Raw genomic sequence first — 16,479 nt, 5'->3', positions numbered from 1 at the left:
ATTAAATGAAATTACTAAAATACATACTCCTAATTTTTATAACCTGTTCTACTACTTTAGTAATGGCGCAAGGTACAGACGCAGTATCGTTTCAAGCTAAAGTTAGTAAGAAAAAACTAGCATTGAATGAGCGGTTACGTGTCGACTTTCAAATGAATAAGGATGGCGATAACTTTGTAACGCCAAGCTTTTCGGATTTTGTGGTTGTTGGAGGGCCTAATCAATCGGTTAGTAACTCTTGGGATGGAAAACAACGTCGCTTTACTAAAATTTATAGCTACTTTTTAGCACCTAAAAAAATGGGTGTGTTTACCATTGCCGAAGCAACAATTGAGATTGATGGTGTTGTTTTTAAGACCAATCCAATAACGGTTAAGGTTACCAAAGCACAAGAAAAACCAGACGATCCAAACGATCCGGATTATATTGTACAGGAAAACATCCATTTAGTTACTGAGGTCTCTAAGACTAATCCTTATTTAAACGAGCCCATTACCGTTGTTTATAAATTATACGTGGCGCCTAAGGCTGGTATTAGTAACTACAGAGAGATTGAAAGCCCTAAGTTTAATGGGTTTTGGAGTCAAAACATAGAAGACAGAGGTCTTAAAATACAAAACGGAACATATAAAGGTGAAGAATATCGTTATGTGACGTTAAGAAAGGCAGTCTTGTATCCGCAAAAAACGGGTGAGCTAATTATTGAGCCTTTAAGTTTAGATATTACACTAGAAGTGCCAACTAATAGACGTGATATTTACGGTAGGCAAATCAAAAATCAAGCACATAGAACCATTACTGCAAGTACAAGAAGTGTCACTGTAAAAGCACTTCCAGAAGAGGGTAAACCAGCTAATTTTACTGGAGCTGTTGGAGATTTTAAGTTTAATGTAACAACATCAAAAAGCAGTCTAAATGCCACGGAGTCGTTACAAGCAAAAATTGAAGTTTCAGGAAAAGGAAACTTGAAATTGTTTCAATTACCAAAATTAACAACACCAAGCACATTAGAGGTTTACGATCCAGAACATGCGGAAAATGTACGTACTAATTTAGCGGGTATGCAAGGTCAGATTTCTGATAGTTATACTATAATTCCGCAGTATAAAGGTAAGTTTCCTATTCCGCCAATAAGCTTTTCTTATTTTGATTTAAAAACCCAAAAATATGTAGAAGTAACGTCTCAAGACATTGTTGTTAATGTATTAGAAGGGCCAATTTATGCAGAAGCAGATAACAATTTGCCACTAGCAACTAATGGTAAAGATTCTAATGTTTTAAACCAAAAGCATTTTGCTTCTATCAAAACGCAAACTAGTTTTGTGTCTAAGGAAAACGAAACATTTTTAAATTCTCCTATATTTTGGACAAGCCTATTAGGACCATTATTAGCAATTCCTTTAGCATTATTTTATAGAAGAAAACGTGACGAAAGGCAAGCCGATGTTTCTGGTAATAGAAAACGTAAAGCAGACCGATTAGCTAAAAAGTATTTGTCAGAAGCTAAAAAGGCACTTGGACAAAAAGAATCTTTTTATATCGCTTTAGAAAAAGCATTGCATAATTACTTAAAAGGGCGTTTAAGTATCACAACGTCAGATTTAAGTAAAGACAAGATAACAGGCTTATTAACGCAAAGAGGTGTAGATACAGCTGTTGTGTTAGACTTTGAGGCTATACTTGAAAATTGTGATTTAGCCCGTTACACGCCAATTACAGACGTAACAATGCAACAAGATTACGACAAGGCAGCAACGACTATTAATCAGATAGATAAACAAATTAAATAACGCTTATTTTTAGTTTCGCTAAAGCGGAAATTAGTATAAATGAAATACATACTTTACATATTTTTATTTTTCTGCGGAAGCATTACAGCTCAAGACCAATCTGTTTTTGATCAAGCTAATGCATTGTATAATGACGGAAAATTTCAGGACGCTATTGATAAGTACCAGTCTATTGTTGACGGTAATCAACACTCGGCAGAAGTCTATTTTAATCTAGCAAACGCGCATTACAAGCTTAATAATGTAGGACCAAGTATTTATTATTACGAAAAAGCGTTACAGCTTAAACCAGAGGATGCTGATATTTTAAATAATATGGAGTATGCTAAACAGATGACGGTAGATGCTGTTCAGGAAGTTCCTGAATTGGGGTTTTCTAGATTTTTCAATAAAGTAACTAACCTTTTTTCTTTTGATGATTGGGCAAAATTAGCAATTGCACTGATGGTTATTTTTGTGGTGCTATTACTAGTTTATTACTTTACCTATAGTACGCAAAGTAAGCGTGTTTCTTTTATCTTAGGATTTGTGTTTTTGTTTTTAAGTTTATCTAGTGTAGGATTAGCTTTTCAGAAACAAGCACTAAATAATAGAGATAATCCAGCAATTGTATTTGCGCAAAAAAGTGAAGTTAAAACCGAACCGAATTTGAGCGGTAACGAAGCTTTTACACTACATGAAGGAACTAAAGTATTAGTTCTAGACACCATTAATAATTGGAAAAAAATCAAATTAGCAGATGGTAAAACCGGTTGGATCTCGGCAAAAGATATAAAGTTGTTGAATAATTTTTAGTTATTCCTTAACACTTTTATATGTCTTAAGTTATATATTTGCTTTTTTCAAAGTAAATATATGCACAGAAAGTTAGTTTCCATCTTCTTTACAGTATTGTTTTTGGCGCTTATTACGGCTCCATCAATAATTGTTACTATAGATGATTCTGTGGATGTTTCTGTGTTTTACAGCTTGTCAGAAGAAGAGGAAGAAAACAAAAATCTAAAGTTAACTTTTGTTATAGAAAACTTAGAAGATGCCTTTTTTGAGACCTTAAAAACTACTGATTATTTAAGGTACCACTTCAAAACGTATCCTAAACCACATCTTAATTTAATTTCCCCACCTCCCGAATTCATTTTGTAATTTATTAGGCGGACGACTTAGTCCATTCAAAAATTATTAAAATATAACCATTGAGAACGCTCAATGGTCAAAATGAATTTATATATGTTTAAAACGTTAAAAAACGACTTGCCAGCAAGTATCGTTGTATTTTTTGTAGCATTACCTTTATGTTTAGGTATTGCTTTAGCTAGTGGTGCACCACTTTTTTCAGGAGTTATTGCCGGAATTATTGGTGGAGTTGTTGTTGGAGCTTTAAGTGGTTCTAAAATTGGAGTAAGTGGTCCTGCAGCAGGATTAGCAGCTATTGTATTAACTGCAATTGGATCTTTAGGAGGGTATGAAAATTTTTTAGTAGCAGTAGTATTAGGTGGAGTTATTCAAATAGTATTTGGAATTTTAAAAGCCGGAGTTATTGGGTATTATTTCCCGTCATCTGTAATTAAAGGGATGTTAACCGGTATTGGAATTATTATTATTTTAAAACAAATCCCTCACTTTTTTGGTTACGATTCAGAGCCAGAAGGTGCAGATAGTTTTGTAGAAATGTCTGGAGAAAACACATTCTCTGCAATTTTAAATATTACAGATAATATAACTATGGGATCTATGGTTATAGGTTTAATTGGATTAGCCATTTTATTATTATGGGATAAGGTATTATCTAAAAAAGGTAAGATCTTCCAAATTGTACAAGGTCCTTTAGTAGCAGTAGTATTGGGTATTGTTTATTTTGCAGTAACACAAGGGACTAGCTTAGGTATTAATCAATCACATTTAGTAAGTGTGCCAATTCCTGATAGTTTAGATTCTTTTTTAGGTCAATTTAGTTTTCCTAATTTTGGTGCCATCACAAACCCAGAGGTTTGGATTGTAGCATTTACAATTGCATTAGTAGCAAGTTTAGAAACGTTATTATGTGTTGAAGCAACAGATAAGATAGACCCAGATAAAAATGTTACACCAACAAATAGAGAGCTATTAGCGCAAGGTACTGGAAACATTATTTCTGGTTTAATTGGAGGTTTACCAATTACACAGGTAATTGTACGTAGTTCTGCAAATATCCAGTCAGGTGGGCGTAGTAAAATGTCTGCTATTATTCACGGGTTTTTACTATTAATCTCAGTAGTATTAATTCCTAAGTTGTTAAACATGATTCCTTTATCGGTGTTAGCAGCTATACTTTTAATTGTAGGATATAAATTAGCAAAACCAGGATTATTCAAAAAAATGTACGACATGGGATGGAAGCAGTTTGTGCCATTTGTGGTTACTGTTTTAGGTATTGTTTTTATTGATTTATTATGGGGAATTGGTTTAGGATTGTTAGTTGGTATTGTTGTAATATTAATTAAGAGTTACCAGAATTCTCACTTTTTACATATTGAAGATAAGAGTAATGGAAAGCATAAAATAAAAATGACTTTTGCAGAAGAGGTTACTTTCTTTAACAAAGGTGCTATTTTAAAAGAATTAGATAGTTTACCAAGAGATACTTACTTAGAATTAGATGTTAGAAAAACACGTTATTTAGATAATGATATTATCGAAATTTTGGATGATTTCGCTTTTAAAGCGAAAGAACGTAATATCGATATTCAATTAACTTCTGAACGCGGTGTTGTTGAAAATCCAGATAGTTTTATCGAGTTTTTTAAACTGAGACCAAAATCAGCTTAAACTTAAAATCATGAAAAACAATAAATACAAAATATTGTTGCTTTCGGATTTAAATAAGTCTGCAACTTCAGAATTAAAAAGTGCGGTAAGTTTAGCAAAAATGATTGATGGGGACATTACATTGTTTCATGTTAAAAAACCAACAGACATTGTAGAGAGAGAAAGTCAGCTATCTGCCATGCGATCTATTAACGAAGAGCATATTGTAACTAATAAAGCTATTGAAAATTTAATTAATCCTATTAGTCAGGACTTTAAATTAAATATTGGTTATAATGTGGCTATTGGTAATGTAAAGCATGAAATAGAAACATATATCAATGCTTATCAACCTGATATTATTGTTTTAGGGAAAAGAAAATCTAAAACTCTTAACTTTATGGGAGATAATATTACAGATTATGTCTTAAAAACGCATAAAGGGTCTATTATGATTGCAAATCAAAATAAGGCGTTACAACCTAACCAAGAAGCAACTTTAGGTGTTTTAAACACCAACGATCACCCTTTGGATGCTAATTTTATAGCAGGATTGATTACTAAAACCAGTCAACCTATAAAATCATTTAAAATAGTATCTCAGTTGTCTGGATTAGAAAATGCAGAGGCTAATAAGACAGTAGAATTTGTTTTTGAAAAAGGCGATTCGGCAGTAGATAATGTTTCTAAGTACGCTTCAAAAAGCAATATTAATTTAATGTGTTTTGATAATTCAAATCATGATAAATCTAATACAAGTATAAAAAATGTAATTAACAAACTTGATGTTTCGTTATTACTAACAGGAAAAAACACAACGATGCTACACAGGTAGTATTTAATTAACTAATAAAAAATTAAAAACATATGAAAGCACATACAAAAGAAACGCAGGCAACATTAACACCTGACAAGGCAATACAGTTTTTAGTAGAAGGAAATGAAAGGTTTCAAAATAACTTAAAAGCAAATCGTAACCTTTTAGAACAAGTAAATGATACAAGTGAAGGGCAATTCCCTTTTGCTACAATCTTAAGTTGTATTGACTCTCGTGTTTCTGCAGAGTTAGTTTTTGATCAAGGTCTTGGAGACGTATTTAGTGTGCGTATTGCAGGTAACTTTGTAAACGAAGACATTTTAGGGAGTATGGAATTTGCTTGTAAATTAGCAGGTACAAAAGTTATCGTGGTATTAGGCCATACAAGTTGTGGTGCTGTAAAAGGTGCTTGTGATCATGCTGAAATGGGTAACCTTACCAAGTTAATCCAAAAAATCACACCAGCAGTAAACGCAGTGACTGCGCCTAAAGATGAAAGCTTACGTACGTCTAAAAACTTAGCGTTTGTAGATGAGGTATCAAAGAAAAATGTTGAGTTAACAATGGATCGTATTCACGCGGAAAGTCCAATCTTAACAGAGATGGAGAAAAACGGTGAAATTAAAATTGTTGGTGCTATGTATGATATTAATACAGGTGCTGTAGCGTTTTACTAATAACAAACCTATTTGATGAGAATAAGTAAATTGAAGAAGAAAAATATAATCGCAACACTAGCTCTATCGCTGGTGTTGCCTTTTTATGGGCTAAGCCAAGACAGTAATCTAGGAAACTGGTTGATCTATATTGGAAGTAAAGAACTTAAAAACGGTTGGAATATTCATAACGAAGTCCAATACCGTAATTACGATGCAATTGGAGATTTAGAGCAATTGCTATTAAGAACAGGGTTAGGTTATAATTTAACCGAAAACAATAATAATCTATTACTAGGTTATGGCTATATTTTGTCTGAAAACTATGTTGGAGACACGGATCAAAAAGTAGCTGTAAACGAACATAGAATCTTTCAGCAGTTTACAACAAAACAGAAGGTAGGGATACTTAGTTTAAGTCACCGTTATAGATTTGAACAACGTTTTGTAGAGTCTGACTTTAAAATGCGATTCAGGTATTTTCTAGGCTTAAAAGTTTCGTTGCAAAACAACGAAGATGGTAATAATCCATTGTACCTTTCCGCTTATAATGAGATTTTTCTAAACACTAAAAGTGCAATCTTTGACAGAAACAGATTGTATGGTGGATTAGGATATCAATTTTCAAAGCAATTAAGGTTAGAAATCGGGTATATGAATCAGTTTTTTGAAACCTCAAGCAGAGATCAAATAAACGTTATTGCATTCGTTAATTTTTAGAGACCGTTAAAATCATAATTTACTGTTAATTAGTACTGTTACAAAGTACTGCGCTTTTTTTGTAAAGAAAAAATGTTAATTTAGTATAAAACCAACTATTACGCTATGAAGAAATTTTTCGCAAATTTAAAGGGAGATGCTTTTGGAGGGATAACAGCAGGTATTGTTGCCTTGCCACTAGCATTAGCATTTGGTGTGTCGTCTGGTTTAGGACCAAGCGCAGGTTTATATGGTGCTATTTTTATCAGTTTTTTCGCAGCCTTTTTTGGAGGAACACCAACACAAATTTCGGGGCCTACTGCACCAATGACAGCCGTAAGTATGGTTGTTATTGCAAGTATTATTGCAACACACGATGGCGATGTAGCTAAAGCCTTACCATACATTTTAACCGTCTTTTTATTGGCAGGATTAGTCCAAGTTGGATTAGGCGTGTTAGGTTTTGGAAAGTATATTAAATACATACCTTATCCTGTGGTCTCTGGTTTTATGACTGCTATAGGTGTTATAATTTTAGTCACGCAAATATTACCATCTATTGGATATTATCCAAAAGAAGATACAGAGTATGTTAGTCAATTTAAGCCGCAAGCGGAAGAGTTGATTTTACAAAACATACTTAAAGAAGAAGCAGGCGAAGGGATTTTGGTTTTAGAAGATTTTAAAGAAACCATTAAACGAGCAGGAGAACTTAAACCAGAAGATATTGCAAAAGAATCTAAAACATTAGCAAAAACAGAAGCTTCAGGGGTTTTAGGGACACTAAAAATATTACCAAGAGCCATTCAGAATATTAATTGGTTAGAGCTAGCATTAGCATTAGCAACCATTTTTATAGTGTATGGTTTTAAACGTATAACAACAAAAATACCAAGTGCATTAGTAGCCTTGGTTGTGGTTTCTGGTGTGGCATATGGTTTTAATTTAGGCTATCGTCCAATAGAGGAAATCCCTTCAGGACTGCCAATGCCCAATTTTGAAATTATTACAGGATTTAGCTTAAAAAGCATTACACCCTATATATTTACAGCCATTACTTTAGCGCTTTTAGGAGCAATAGATTCGTTATTAACAAGTGTGGTTGCGGATAATATGACTAAAACAAAGCACAACCCAAATAAAGAATTAATAGGGCAAGGTATTGGTAACAGTATCGCCTCTATTTTTGGAGGTATTCCAGGAGCAGGAGCAACAATTAGAACCGTAGTAAACATTAATGCAGGAGGGCGTACAAAGTTATCAGGTATGATTGCTGGGGTTATGTTATTATTTATTTTGTTAGCACTTGGACCTGTAGCATCAAAAATTCCGGCAGCAGTGTTAGCAGGTATTTTACTTACGGTAGGTATTGGAGTAATGGATTACAAAGGCTTAAAAGCTATTCCAGCATTACCAAAAGACATGAAGATTGGACCCGTAAAAGTTAGCTCTGAAGTATTAATCATGTTGGTTGTATTAGTGTTATCTAGTATGTGGGATTTAATTTATGCAGTTGGTATTGGGTTGGTTATCGCATCGTTATTATTCATGAAAAAAATCGGAGATTTAACAGCACAACGTTCAGACGTTAAGCCATTAAAGGAAGAAGCTTGGTCGGATGAGATTGGTTTTCCTTCAAACTTAGCAGAAGAAGTATTTATCAAGCATATTAAAGGACCTTTGTTTTTCGGATCAACGTCAGAGTTTCAGCAATTGGCAAAGCAAATACCAAGTACTGCTAAAACAGTTGTAATTAGGTTAGGACGTATGCAGTATATGGATCAGTCTGGGCTTTATGCAATGGAAGATGTATTAGTGGATTTAAGAAAACAAAACATAGACGTGTTATTTGTAAATCTGTTAAAGCAGCCAAGATATATGATGGAACGTATCGGTATTATTCCAGATTTAGTAGAAAAGGAACATATTTTTAAAGACTTTAATTCATGTCTACAATGGGTTAAAACTAATGTAAAAGACCAATTCTAAAAAGCGATCTTATGGATATAAAAAAAGTGTTTGAAAATAACCAAAGATTTGTAAAAGCAAAACTATCCATAGACAAAGACTATTTTGAAAATTTAGGAAAAGGACAAAGCCCAGAATTACTTTATATAGGGTGTAGTGATAGTCGTGTAACAGCCGAAGATTTAATGGGTTTAGGCCCAGGAGAAGTCTTTGTACATCGTAACATTGCAAACATGGTGTCAGGTAATGACTTAAGCGCCATGTCTGTTGTAGAGTATGCAGTAGTGCATCTTAAAGTTAACCATGTTGTAGTTTGCGGGCATTACGCCTGTGGTGGTGTAAAAGCAGCTATGCAATCTGCAGATTTAGGTATCTTAAACTCATGGTTACGTAATATTCGTGATGTGTATCGTATACATAAAGACGAATTAAATGCAATTACAGACGAAGAGAAAAAGTACGATCGTTTGGTAGAGCTTAACGTCAAGGAGCAATGTGTAAACTTGCTAAAAACAGCAGCAGTACAAAAAGCATACAGAGATAGAGGCCTAAAAGTACACGGTTGGGTATTTGATGTGCACACCGGTAAGTTAATAGACTTAAAAATAGATTTTGAGCACTATTTAGAAGACATTATGGAAATCTACCACCTAGATTAATTCCTAAGCTTCAGACTCATCTGTAGGCTCTGCAGGATCAATAATTTGGTTGTCTTCCTCATCAGCATCAGATTTAATAATGCTAGGAAAAACCATAGGCGCTAAAGACTTAATTGGCGCATAAAATATAGAATCTTCAATATCCTCATCCTGTACAAACGGGATAGCATTATTCATTTTATCAAAAACAATTAATAAAACACTTAAGATAAGCCCAATTTTTAGTGCTCCAAAAGCGGCACCTAAAAGCTTATTTAAAATTCCTAAAGAGGCAAAATCCGCTAACTTTGTTAAGGCTTTACCGGCTAAGCTAATTACTAAAATTATAATTACAAAAGTAATAGCAAACGCAACGGTGTTAATTGTTTTCTCGTTCCAAGAGGTTTTATCCGTCAAAAACTCAGCAACAAAATAGCTAAAATGGATGGCGCCATACACACCAGCAATTAAGGCAACTATAGAGGCAAGCTCTACAAAAAGTCCCTTAAACAATCCGCGCACCAAACCAAATAATAGCAAAGCACCTAAAACAATATCAATAACAGCCATAAAGTTAGATTTTAGGCAAATATAAATTAACTTTGCGACTTTAAAATTATTATGGCAAGAGACGAACAGTTAAAAGAGAGATGGCAGGAGATAGTGACTAAACTATCCAACCAATTTGCAGACGGAGACACACTAGACTTAGATGCAATAATTTATTTAATAGGAGTGCAAGAATTAGGTCAGTTAGAGCGTACGTTTAAAAAAGACCACAAACTAGATTTAATGCACATTGCAATCTGTAAATTGTTGGTGCCTTACGGATATTATGAGTTTGAGTTTGTGGATGAAGACGGTTGGCCACACTATAAAACAATAGGCGAGTTACCAAACCTAAAAGCAGGAGAACAAAGTGTTTTAATGAAAGAAGCAATAGTTAACTACTTTCTAGAAACAGAATATATAAAGTAATATTTGGGCGTTACCACAAGGGTCGCGCTATCGGCAGTCGCTTTTAATTTGCTTTTTGGCAAATAAAAGAGCTTCAACAAATGCCTCCATCGCTAACGCAAATCACGATAAAATTCATAAATTTGCCAATCATTTAGAAGATCATGATAGACAAGATAAAAGAACTTATAGCAGAAGCAGAAGCCTTTAAGGCACAAACCAAAGAAGAGGTTGAAGCGTTTCGTATAAAGTATTTAGGAAAAAAAGGATTACTTAATGACTATTTTGCCGAATTCAAAAATGTGGCAAACGACCAGAAAAAAGAATTTGGTCAAGTAATTAACACCTTAAAAAATACCGCTCAAAATAAAGTCAACGCTTTAAAAGAAGAGCTAGATAATAATACACAAGACGCTGGTATAAGTGGGGATTTATCAAGACCAGGAGAACCAATAACTATTGGATCACGCCACCCAATATCTATCGTAAAAAATCAAATTATCGATATCTTTTCTAACATTGGATTTAATGTAAGCGAAGGTCCAGAGATAGAAGACGATTGGCACAACTTTACAGCACTTAATTTGCCAGAATATCATCCAGCAAGAGACATGCAGGATACCTTTTTTGTGCAAACTAATCCAGATATCTTATTACGTACGCATACCAGTAGTGTACAAGTACGTTATATGGAAAATAATCCACCACCAATCCGTACAATATCACCAGGACGTGTGTACCGTAACGAAGCAATATCTGCGCGTTCGCACTGTTTTTTCCACCAAGTGGAAGGGTTATATATAGATAAGGACGTAAGCTTTGCAGATTTAAAACAAACCTTACAATACTTTACAACAGAGCTTTTCGGGAAATCTAAAATTAGATTACGCCCATCATACTTCCCGTTTACAGAGCCAAGCGCAGAGATAGATGTGTATTGGGGATTAGAAACAGAAACAGATCACAAAATCACCAAAGGAACCGGTTGGTTAGAAATTGGAGGTTGTGGTATGGTAGATCCAAATGTCTTAACCAATTGCGGTATTGATGCAGAAACGTATTCTGGATTTGCTTTTGGAGTAGGTATCGATCGTATAGCAATGTTACTACATCAAATTAGCGATATTCGTTTATTAAGCGAAAACGATGTTAGATTCTTAAATCAGTTTAAATCTGCATTATAGTCTAAACGTCAATTAATTACAATTAAAAGCCAACTGTTAACAGTTGGCTTTTTTATTTAACAACATTTTAACTTCGGTTAGTTCGGTTAGTTCCGAACTAAGTTATAAATTTGCACAGGATATAGTTTAAAAAAAAGCTGTGTTTAAGATTTTAGAAATTAAATTGTTTAAAAATGAAAGAAGATATCTGCAAAGAAAAAATGGCATTAGTAGAAAAGCTAGGCGTCCATTTAGAAAACAGAGAGCAATTAGCGCCTGTTGCTGCGCGTATATTGGCTTATATAATTCTTACGGGTAAAAAAGGAACCACATTTGAAGATATGGTTACCGTACTATGTGCTAGTAAAAGTACAATCTCTACACATTTAAATCATTTACAGGATTTAAACAAGATTCAATACTTCACAAAAACAGGAGACCGTAAAAAGTATTTTGTAATTAAAAAAGATACCATAATTCAACATATTGATAAAATGGTAAATCATTGGAACGAAGAACGCATAATACATCTCGAAATCAAGGATTATAAAGAGACTATAAACAACACTAAAATAGAAAATGAAGATGAAAAATTTGATTTAAATTTTCATGATGATTACATCAAATTTATAGACGGAGCTAGTGCTTCTATTAAAGATTTAAGAGAAAAAATTACAGACAATCAATTCGATATATAAACTAAGTAAAAAATGAAACATAATAAAATAGTAACGTTACTAGCATTAAGTGCTTTTTTAGTCATTTTAAGTTGTGGTAAAAAGCAAGAGGCTCCAGCAGCAGCAGCTCAAGCGCCAGCTTCACCTTTTCCTGTAACAGAAGTACAAACTAAAACCGTAACAGGTTTTAAGGCGTATCCAACAAATTTAGAAGGTGTAGTTAACAGTGATGTTAGAGCTAAAGTATCTGGTTACATTCAAAAAGTAATGGTTGACGAAGGTCAAAAAGTACGTAAAGGTCAAGTGTTATTTAAATTAGAAACACAGTCTTTAAATCAAGATGCTGGAGCAGCAAAGGCACGTGTTAATGTAGCACAAGTAGAGGTTGATAAATTAATTCCATTAGTGCAAAAAAACATTATTAGTGGGGTACAGTTAGAAACTGCTAAAGCTAATTTAGCACAAGCAAAAGCTAATTATAGTAGTGTCTCTGCAAGTATTGGTTATGGTACAATTAGAAGTCAAGTAGATGGTTACGTTGGTGCTATTAATTATAGAGAAGGTGCTTTAGTTAGCCCTGCAGATCCAACACCTTTAACTAGTGTAAGTGATATTAGTAAAGTGTATGCGTTTTTTAGTTTAACAGAATCTCAATACTTAGACTTCTTACAAAACGCAGAAGGTAAAAACTTAAAAGAGAAATTAGCTAATTATGCTGATATCAATTTGGTTTTAGCAAACGGAAGCACTTATTCCGAAAAAGGTAAAATCGAAACAAGTACAGGTCAGGTTAATAAAAATACGGGTACAGTAAGTTTAAGAGCTGTATTTGATAACCCAAACCAATTGTTAACTAATGGAAATAGTGGTACAATCCAAATTCCATCAGTATATGAGAATGCAATCGTTATCCCTCAGCAATCAACATATGAGCAACAAGGAAATGTGATGGTATTTAAAGTTGGAGAGGATAATAAGGTTGTGACTTCAATAGTAAAAATAAAAGCAACAATTGATAATTTATATGTGGTTGAGTCTGGAGTAGACTTAAAGGATAAGATTATCGTATCTGGTGTTGGTAAATTAAAAGCTGGAATGGCAATTGCGCCACAAGAAACATCTTTTGAGGAAGCGATTAAGCCAGTAGCCGTATTATTTAAAAACTAGTAACTAACAAATATATTAGTCATGTTAAAAACATTTATTGAAAGACCAGTGCTTTCAACAGTAATCTCTATTATCATAGTCATACTAGGGGTTATTAGTATAACAAGCTTACCTATAGAGGAGTATCCAGATATTGCACCACCAACGATTAAAGTGACTGCATCATACCCTGGTGCCAATGCAGAAACAGTATTAGAAAGTGTAATTGTCCCTATTGAAGAACAAATTAACGGTGTAGAAGGAATGACATACATTACCTCTACAGCTTCAAATACAGGAACAGCAGAAATCACGGTGTATTTTAATCAGGAGATGGATGCGGATATTGCAGCCGTAAACGTGCAAAACCGTGTGTCTAGAGCAAGTTCATTATTACCTCAAGAAGTACTTCAAACAGGTGTAACGACTCAAAAGCAAGAAACAAGTGCCTTGATGTTTATTTCAATGTACTCGGAGAACAAGGATTATGATGCTACATATATTCAGAATTACTTAAAAATTAACGTAATTCCTGCAATGCAACGTATTAGTGGTGTTGGTGATGTTAGTGTATTCTCGCAACAAGATTATGCTATGCGTATTTGGTTAAAGCCTGAGAAATTAGCAGCCTATAAATTAATACCTTCAGATATTTCTGCAGCGTTAGCAGAGCAAAACTTAGAAGCAGCAGCAGGATCTTTAGGACAAAATAACGGAGAAGCATTTTCTTATACATTAACGTATAGTGGACGTTTTAAAGAACAAAAACAATATGAAGATATTGTTATAAAAGCTTTAGGTAACGGACAGTTTTTACGTTTAAGTGATGTAGCTACTATCGAGTTGGATGCGCAATCTTATGCGTCTAACGCGATGAGTAAAGGTCATCCTGCCGTATTTATGGGTATTTTCCAGACTAAAGGATCTAATGCAAGAGAAATTATTGAAAACATTAAAACAACTTTAGAAGGTGTTAAAAAAGACCTGCCTGAAGGATTGGATGTGTTTGTACCTTATGATACGAGTTTGTTTTTAAATGCGTCTATCGAGAAGGTAATAAGCACATTAATGGAAGCCTTTTTACTGGTATTCTTAGTGGTATTTATCTTTTTGCAAGATTTCCGTTCGACATTAATTCCGGCAATTGCAGTACCAGTATCTATTATTGGTACATTCTTTTTCCTAAATGTGTTTGGGTATTCTATTAACTTATTAACGCTATTTGCATTAGTCCTCGCTATTGGTATTGTTGTGGATGATGCCATTGTGGTTGTGGAAGCCGTACATGCTAAATTGGATGAAGGAGAAAAAGATCCTAAGACAGCGACACTAACTGCTATGAATGAAATATCAGGAGCCATCATATCTATTACTTTAGTAATGGCAGCGGTATTTATTCCGGTAACGTTTATAACGGGACCAACGGGTGTCTTTTACGAACAGTTTGGGGTGACACTAATTATTGCGATTCTTATTTCGGCAGTAAATGCCTTGACCTTGAGTCCTGCGTTATGTGCTTTATTATTAAAATCGCACAAGGATGACGAAGAGCTAAAAGGTAAAAGTCCATTAAAACGTTTTTATAGATTATTTAACCGTGGATTTAATGCAACAATACAACGTTATGGTCAATCACTTCATTTTTTATACAAAAGAAAATGGGTGTCAGTGGTGTTATTAGGATTAGCTATTGTTGGAATTTTCTGGGCATCACAAAACACACCTACAGGGTTTGTTCCTAATGAAGATAGAGGAATCATTTTCGCTAACATCGAGTTGCCAGCTGGTGCGTCTTTAGATAGAACCGATGCTGTGTCAAGAGATTTATACGAGAAAATCAATGGTATTGATGGTATTGTCGCAGTAAACTTTATTAAAGGACGTAGTTTAATTAGTGGTGCAGGTAGTAACTATGGTTTTGGTATTATAAAATTAGCAGATTGGGGTGATCGTGAAGATCCTTCGACATCAGTACAAGCTATTACAGGAAAACTATTTGGTGTGGTAGCAACAATGCCAGAGGCCAAAATTATTTTCTTCTCACCTCCAAGTATCCGTGGTTTTGGTAACTCGGCAGGTTTTGAAGTCAATTTATTAGATAAGTTTGGTGGCGAGTTTACAGATTTAGATCAAGCAAATAAAGATTTCTCTATGGCGTTAATGGGTCATCCAGAAATTAAATATGCGCAATCGTCTTTTAGTACTAACTATCCACAATACGAAATGGAAATTAATGTGCCTTTAGCTAAAGAAAAAGGGGTGCCAATTAATAGTATATTTTCAACATTACAAGGGTATATTGGAGGGGTTTATGCTTCGGATTTCTCTAAATTTGGTAAACAATTTAGAGTATACATTCAAGCATTACCAGATGACAGAGCAGATGTAGATGCTTTAAATAGCATGTTTGTTAGAACAGATTCTGGAGAAATGTCACCAATTACACAGTTTGTGAACTTAAAACGTGTGTATGGGCCACAATCGGTAACGCGTTTCAACTTATTTAACTCGACAAGTATATCAGGTGCTACCAATGATGGATACAGTACAGGGGACGCGATTAGAGTTATTGAAGAGGAAGTTGCTAAACTACCAAGTAATTACACAGTAGCTTATTCTGGTTTAACTAGAGAGGAAGTTAGTGCAGGTAACCAAACCACCTTTATTTTTGCTTTAAGTATCTTGTTTGTGTATTTCTTATTAAGTGCACAATATGAAAGTTACTTACTACCATTTGCAGTAATATTATCATTGCCATTTGGTGTTTTTGGAGCATATATCAGTACTTATCTTTTTGGCTTAGAAAACAACATTTACTTCCAAATTGCCCTGATAATGCTTATTGGTCTGCTCGCCAAGAATGCAATTCTTATTGTAGAGTTTGCATTAGCCAGACGTAAACAAGGAGAAAGTATTGTAGATGCAGCAATTGATGGTGCAAAATCACGTTTACGTCCAATCTTAATGACGTCTTTCGCCTTTATTTTAGGATTGATGCCATTAGTACTTGCAAAAGGTGTAGGGTCTGAAGGAAACAATTCTATTGGTACAGGAGCTGTAGGAGGTATGTTAATCGGAACCATTTTAGGGGTCTTTGTAATCCCTGTCCTATTTATATTATTTCAGTGGTTACAAGAAAAAGTTTCTAGTAAACCAGCAGTACAAACTATTCAAGAATAAGAAC

15 protein-coding genes are annotated in these 16,479 nt (G+C 34.1%); 14 read left to right on the top strand and 1 reads right to left on the bottom strand.

Features of this window, described 5'->3' with window-relative positions:
• Positions 1 to 5 precede the first annotated feature (5 nt).
• The 9 genes from CXF54_RS01455 to CXF54_RS01415 all read left to right on the top strand — a co-directional run bounded on the left by CXF54_RS01455 (position 6) and on the right by CXF54_RS01415 (position 9,373).
• Entirely contained in the window at positions 6 to 1,790 is a 1,785-nt protein-coding gene (locus CXF54_RS01455) for a BatD family protein (protein ID WP_101202154.1), read from the top strand.
• Positions 1,791 to 1,829: 39 nt separating this feature from the next.
• Positions 1,830 to 2,585, top strand: a complete 756-nt coding sequence (locus CXF54_RS01450) for a tetratricopeptide repeat protein (RefSeq protein WP_101202153.1) — start codon at positions 1,830 to 1,832, stop codon at positions 2,583 to 2,585.
• A 60-nt stretch (positions 2,586 to 2,645) separates the two neighbouring features.
• A complete protein-coding gene (locus CXF54_RS01445) occupies positions 2,646 to 2,933 on the top strand; it encodes a hypothetical protein (protein ID WP_101202152.1) in 288 nt (95 codons plus the stop codon).
• Between the two features lie 84 nt (positions 2,934 to 3,017).
• Complete coding sequence (locus CXF54_RS01440) at positions 3,018 to 4,595, top strand: SulP family inorganic anion transporter (protein WP_101202151.1); 1,578 nt, start codon at positions 3,018 to 3,020, stop codon at positions 4,593 to 4,595.
• Between the two features lie 10 nt (positions 4,596 to 4,605).
• Positions 4,606 to 5,409, top strand: a complete 804-nt coding sequence (locus CXF54_RS01435; protein WP_101202150.1) for a universal stress protein — start codon at positions 4,606 to 4,608, stop codon at positions 5,407 to 5,409.
• 32 nt (positions 5,410 to 5,441) lie between these two features.
• Positions 5,442 to 6,068, top strand: a complete 627-nt coding sequence (locus CXF54_RS01430; RefSeq protein ID WP_101202149.1) for a carbonic anhydrase family protein — start codon at positions 5,442 to 5,444, stop codon at positions 6,066 to 6,068.
• Positions 6,069 to 6,083: 15 nt separating this feature from the next.
• Positions 6,084 to 6,767 carry a DUF2490 domain-containing protein gene (locus CXF54_RS01425; RefSeq protein ID WP_090836836.1) on the top strand — a complete coding sequence of 228 codons (684 nt, stop codon included), beginning with the start codon at positions 6,084 to 6,086 and terminating at the stop codon, positions 6,765 to 6,767.
• Positions 6,768 to 6,872: 105 nt separating this feature from the next.
• A complete protein-coding gene (locus tag CXF54_RS01420) occupies positions 6,873 to 8,735 on the top strand; it encodes a SulP family inorganic anion transporter (RefSeq protein ID WP_101202148.1) in 1,863 nt (620 codons plus the stop codon).
• An 11-nt stretch (positions 8,736 to 8,746) separates the two neighbouring features.
• Positions 8,747 to 9,373, top strand: a complete 627-nt coding sequence (locus CXF54_RS01415) for a carbonic anhydrase (protein WP_101202147.1) — start codon at positions 8,747 to 8,749, stop codon at positions 9,371 to 9,373.
• 3 nt (positions 9,374 to 9,376) lie between these two features.
• On the opposite strand, the gene CXF54_RS01410 is transcribed toward CXF54_RS01415, so the two are convergent.
• On the bottom strand, positions 9,377 to 9,922 hold the full coding sequence (locus CXF54_RS01410) for a CvpA family protein (protein WP_101202146.1): 546 nt from the start codon (positions 9,920 to 9,922) through the stop codon (positions 9,377 to 9,379).
• A 51-nt stretch (positions 9,923 to 9,973) separates the two neighbouring features.
• Here CXF54_RS01410 and CXF54_RS01405 point away from each other — a divergent pair, with 51 nt between their 5' ends.
• The 5 genes from CXF54_RS01405 (at position 9,974) to CXF54_RS01385 (ending at position 16,475) form a co-directional block, all read left to right on the top strand.
• Positions 9,974 to 10,330 carry a hypothetical protein gene (locus CXF54_RS01405; RefSeq protein ID WP_101202145.1) on the top strand — a complete coding sequence of 119 codons (357 nt, stop codon included), beginning with the start codon at positions 9,974 to 9,976 and terminating at the stop codon, positions 10,328 to 10,330.
• Positions 10,331 to 10,473: 143 nt separating this feature from the next.
• Positions 10,474 to 11,493, top strand: coding sequence for a phenylalanine--tRNA ligase subunit alpha (gene pheS / locus CXF54_RS01400; RefSeq protein ID WP_101202144.1), 1,020 nt, complete (start codon positions 10,474 to 10,476; stop codon positions 11,491 to 11,493).
• 173 nt (positions 11,494 to 11,666) lie between these two features.
• Complete coding sequence (locus CXF54_RS01395; RefSeq protein ID WP_101202143.1) at positions 11,667 to 12,170, top strand: GbsR/MarR family transcriptional regulator; 504 nt, start codon at positions 11,667 to 11,669, stop codon at positions 12,168 to 12,170.
• A gap of 12 nt (positions 12,171 to 12,182) precedes the next feature.
• Positions 12,183 to 13,316 carry an efflux RND transporter periplasmic adaptor subunit gene (locus tag CXF54_RS01390; protein WP_101202142.1) on the top strand — a complete coding sequence of 378 codons (1,134 nt, stop codon included), beginning with the start codon at positions 12,183 to 12,185 and terminating at the stop codon, positions 13,314 to 13,316.
• 21 nt (positions 13,317 to 13,337) lie between these two features.
• On the top strand, positions 13,338 to 16,475 hold the full coding sequence (locus CXF54_RS01385) for an efflux RND transporter permease subunit (RefSeq protein WP_101202141.1): 3,138 nt from the start codon (positions 13,338 to 13,340) through the stop codon (positions 16,473 to 16,475).
• Positions 16,476 to 16,479: the final 4 nt, after the last annotated feature.

The sequence above is a fragment of the Olleya sp. 1-3 genome, assembly GCF_002836085.1.
Lineage (GTDB): Bacteria > Bacteroidota > Bacteroidia > Flavobacteriales > Flavobacteriaceae > Olleya > Olleya namhaensis.
This window is presented reverse-complemented; position numbering and strand designations above follow the sequence as displayed.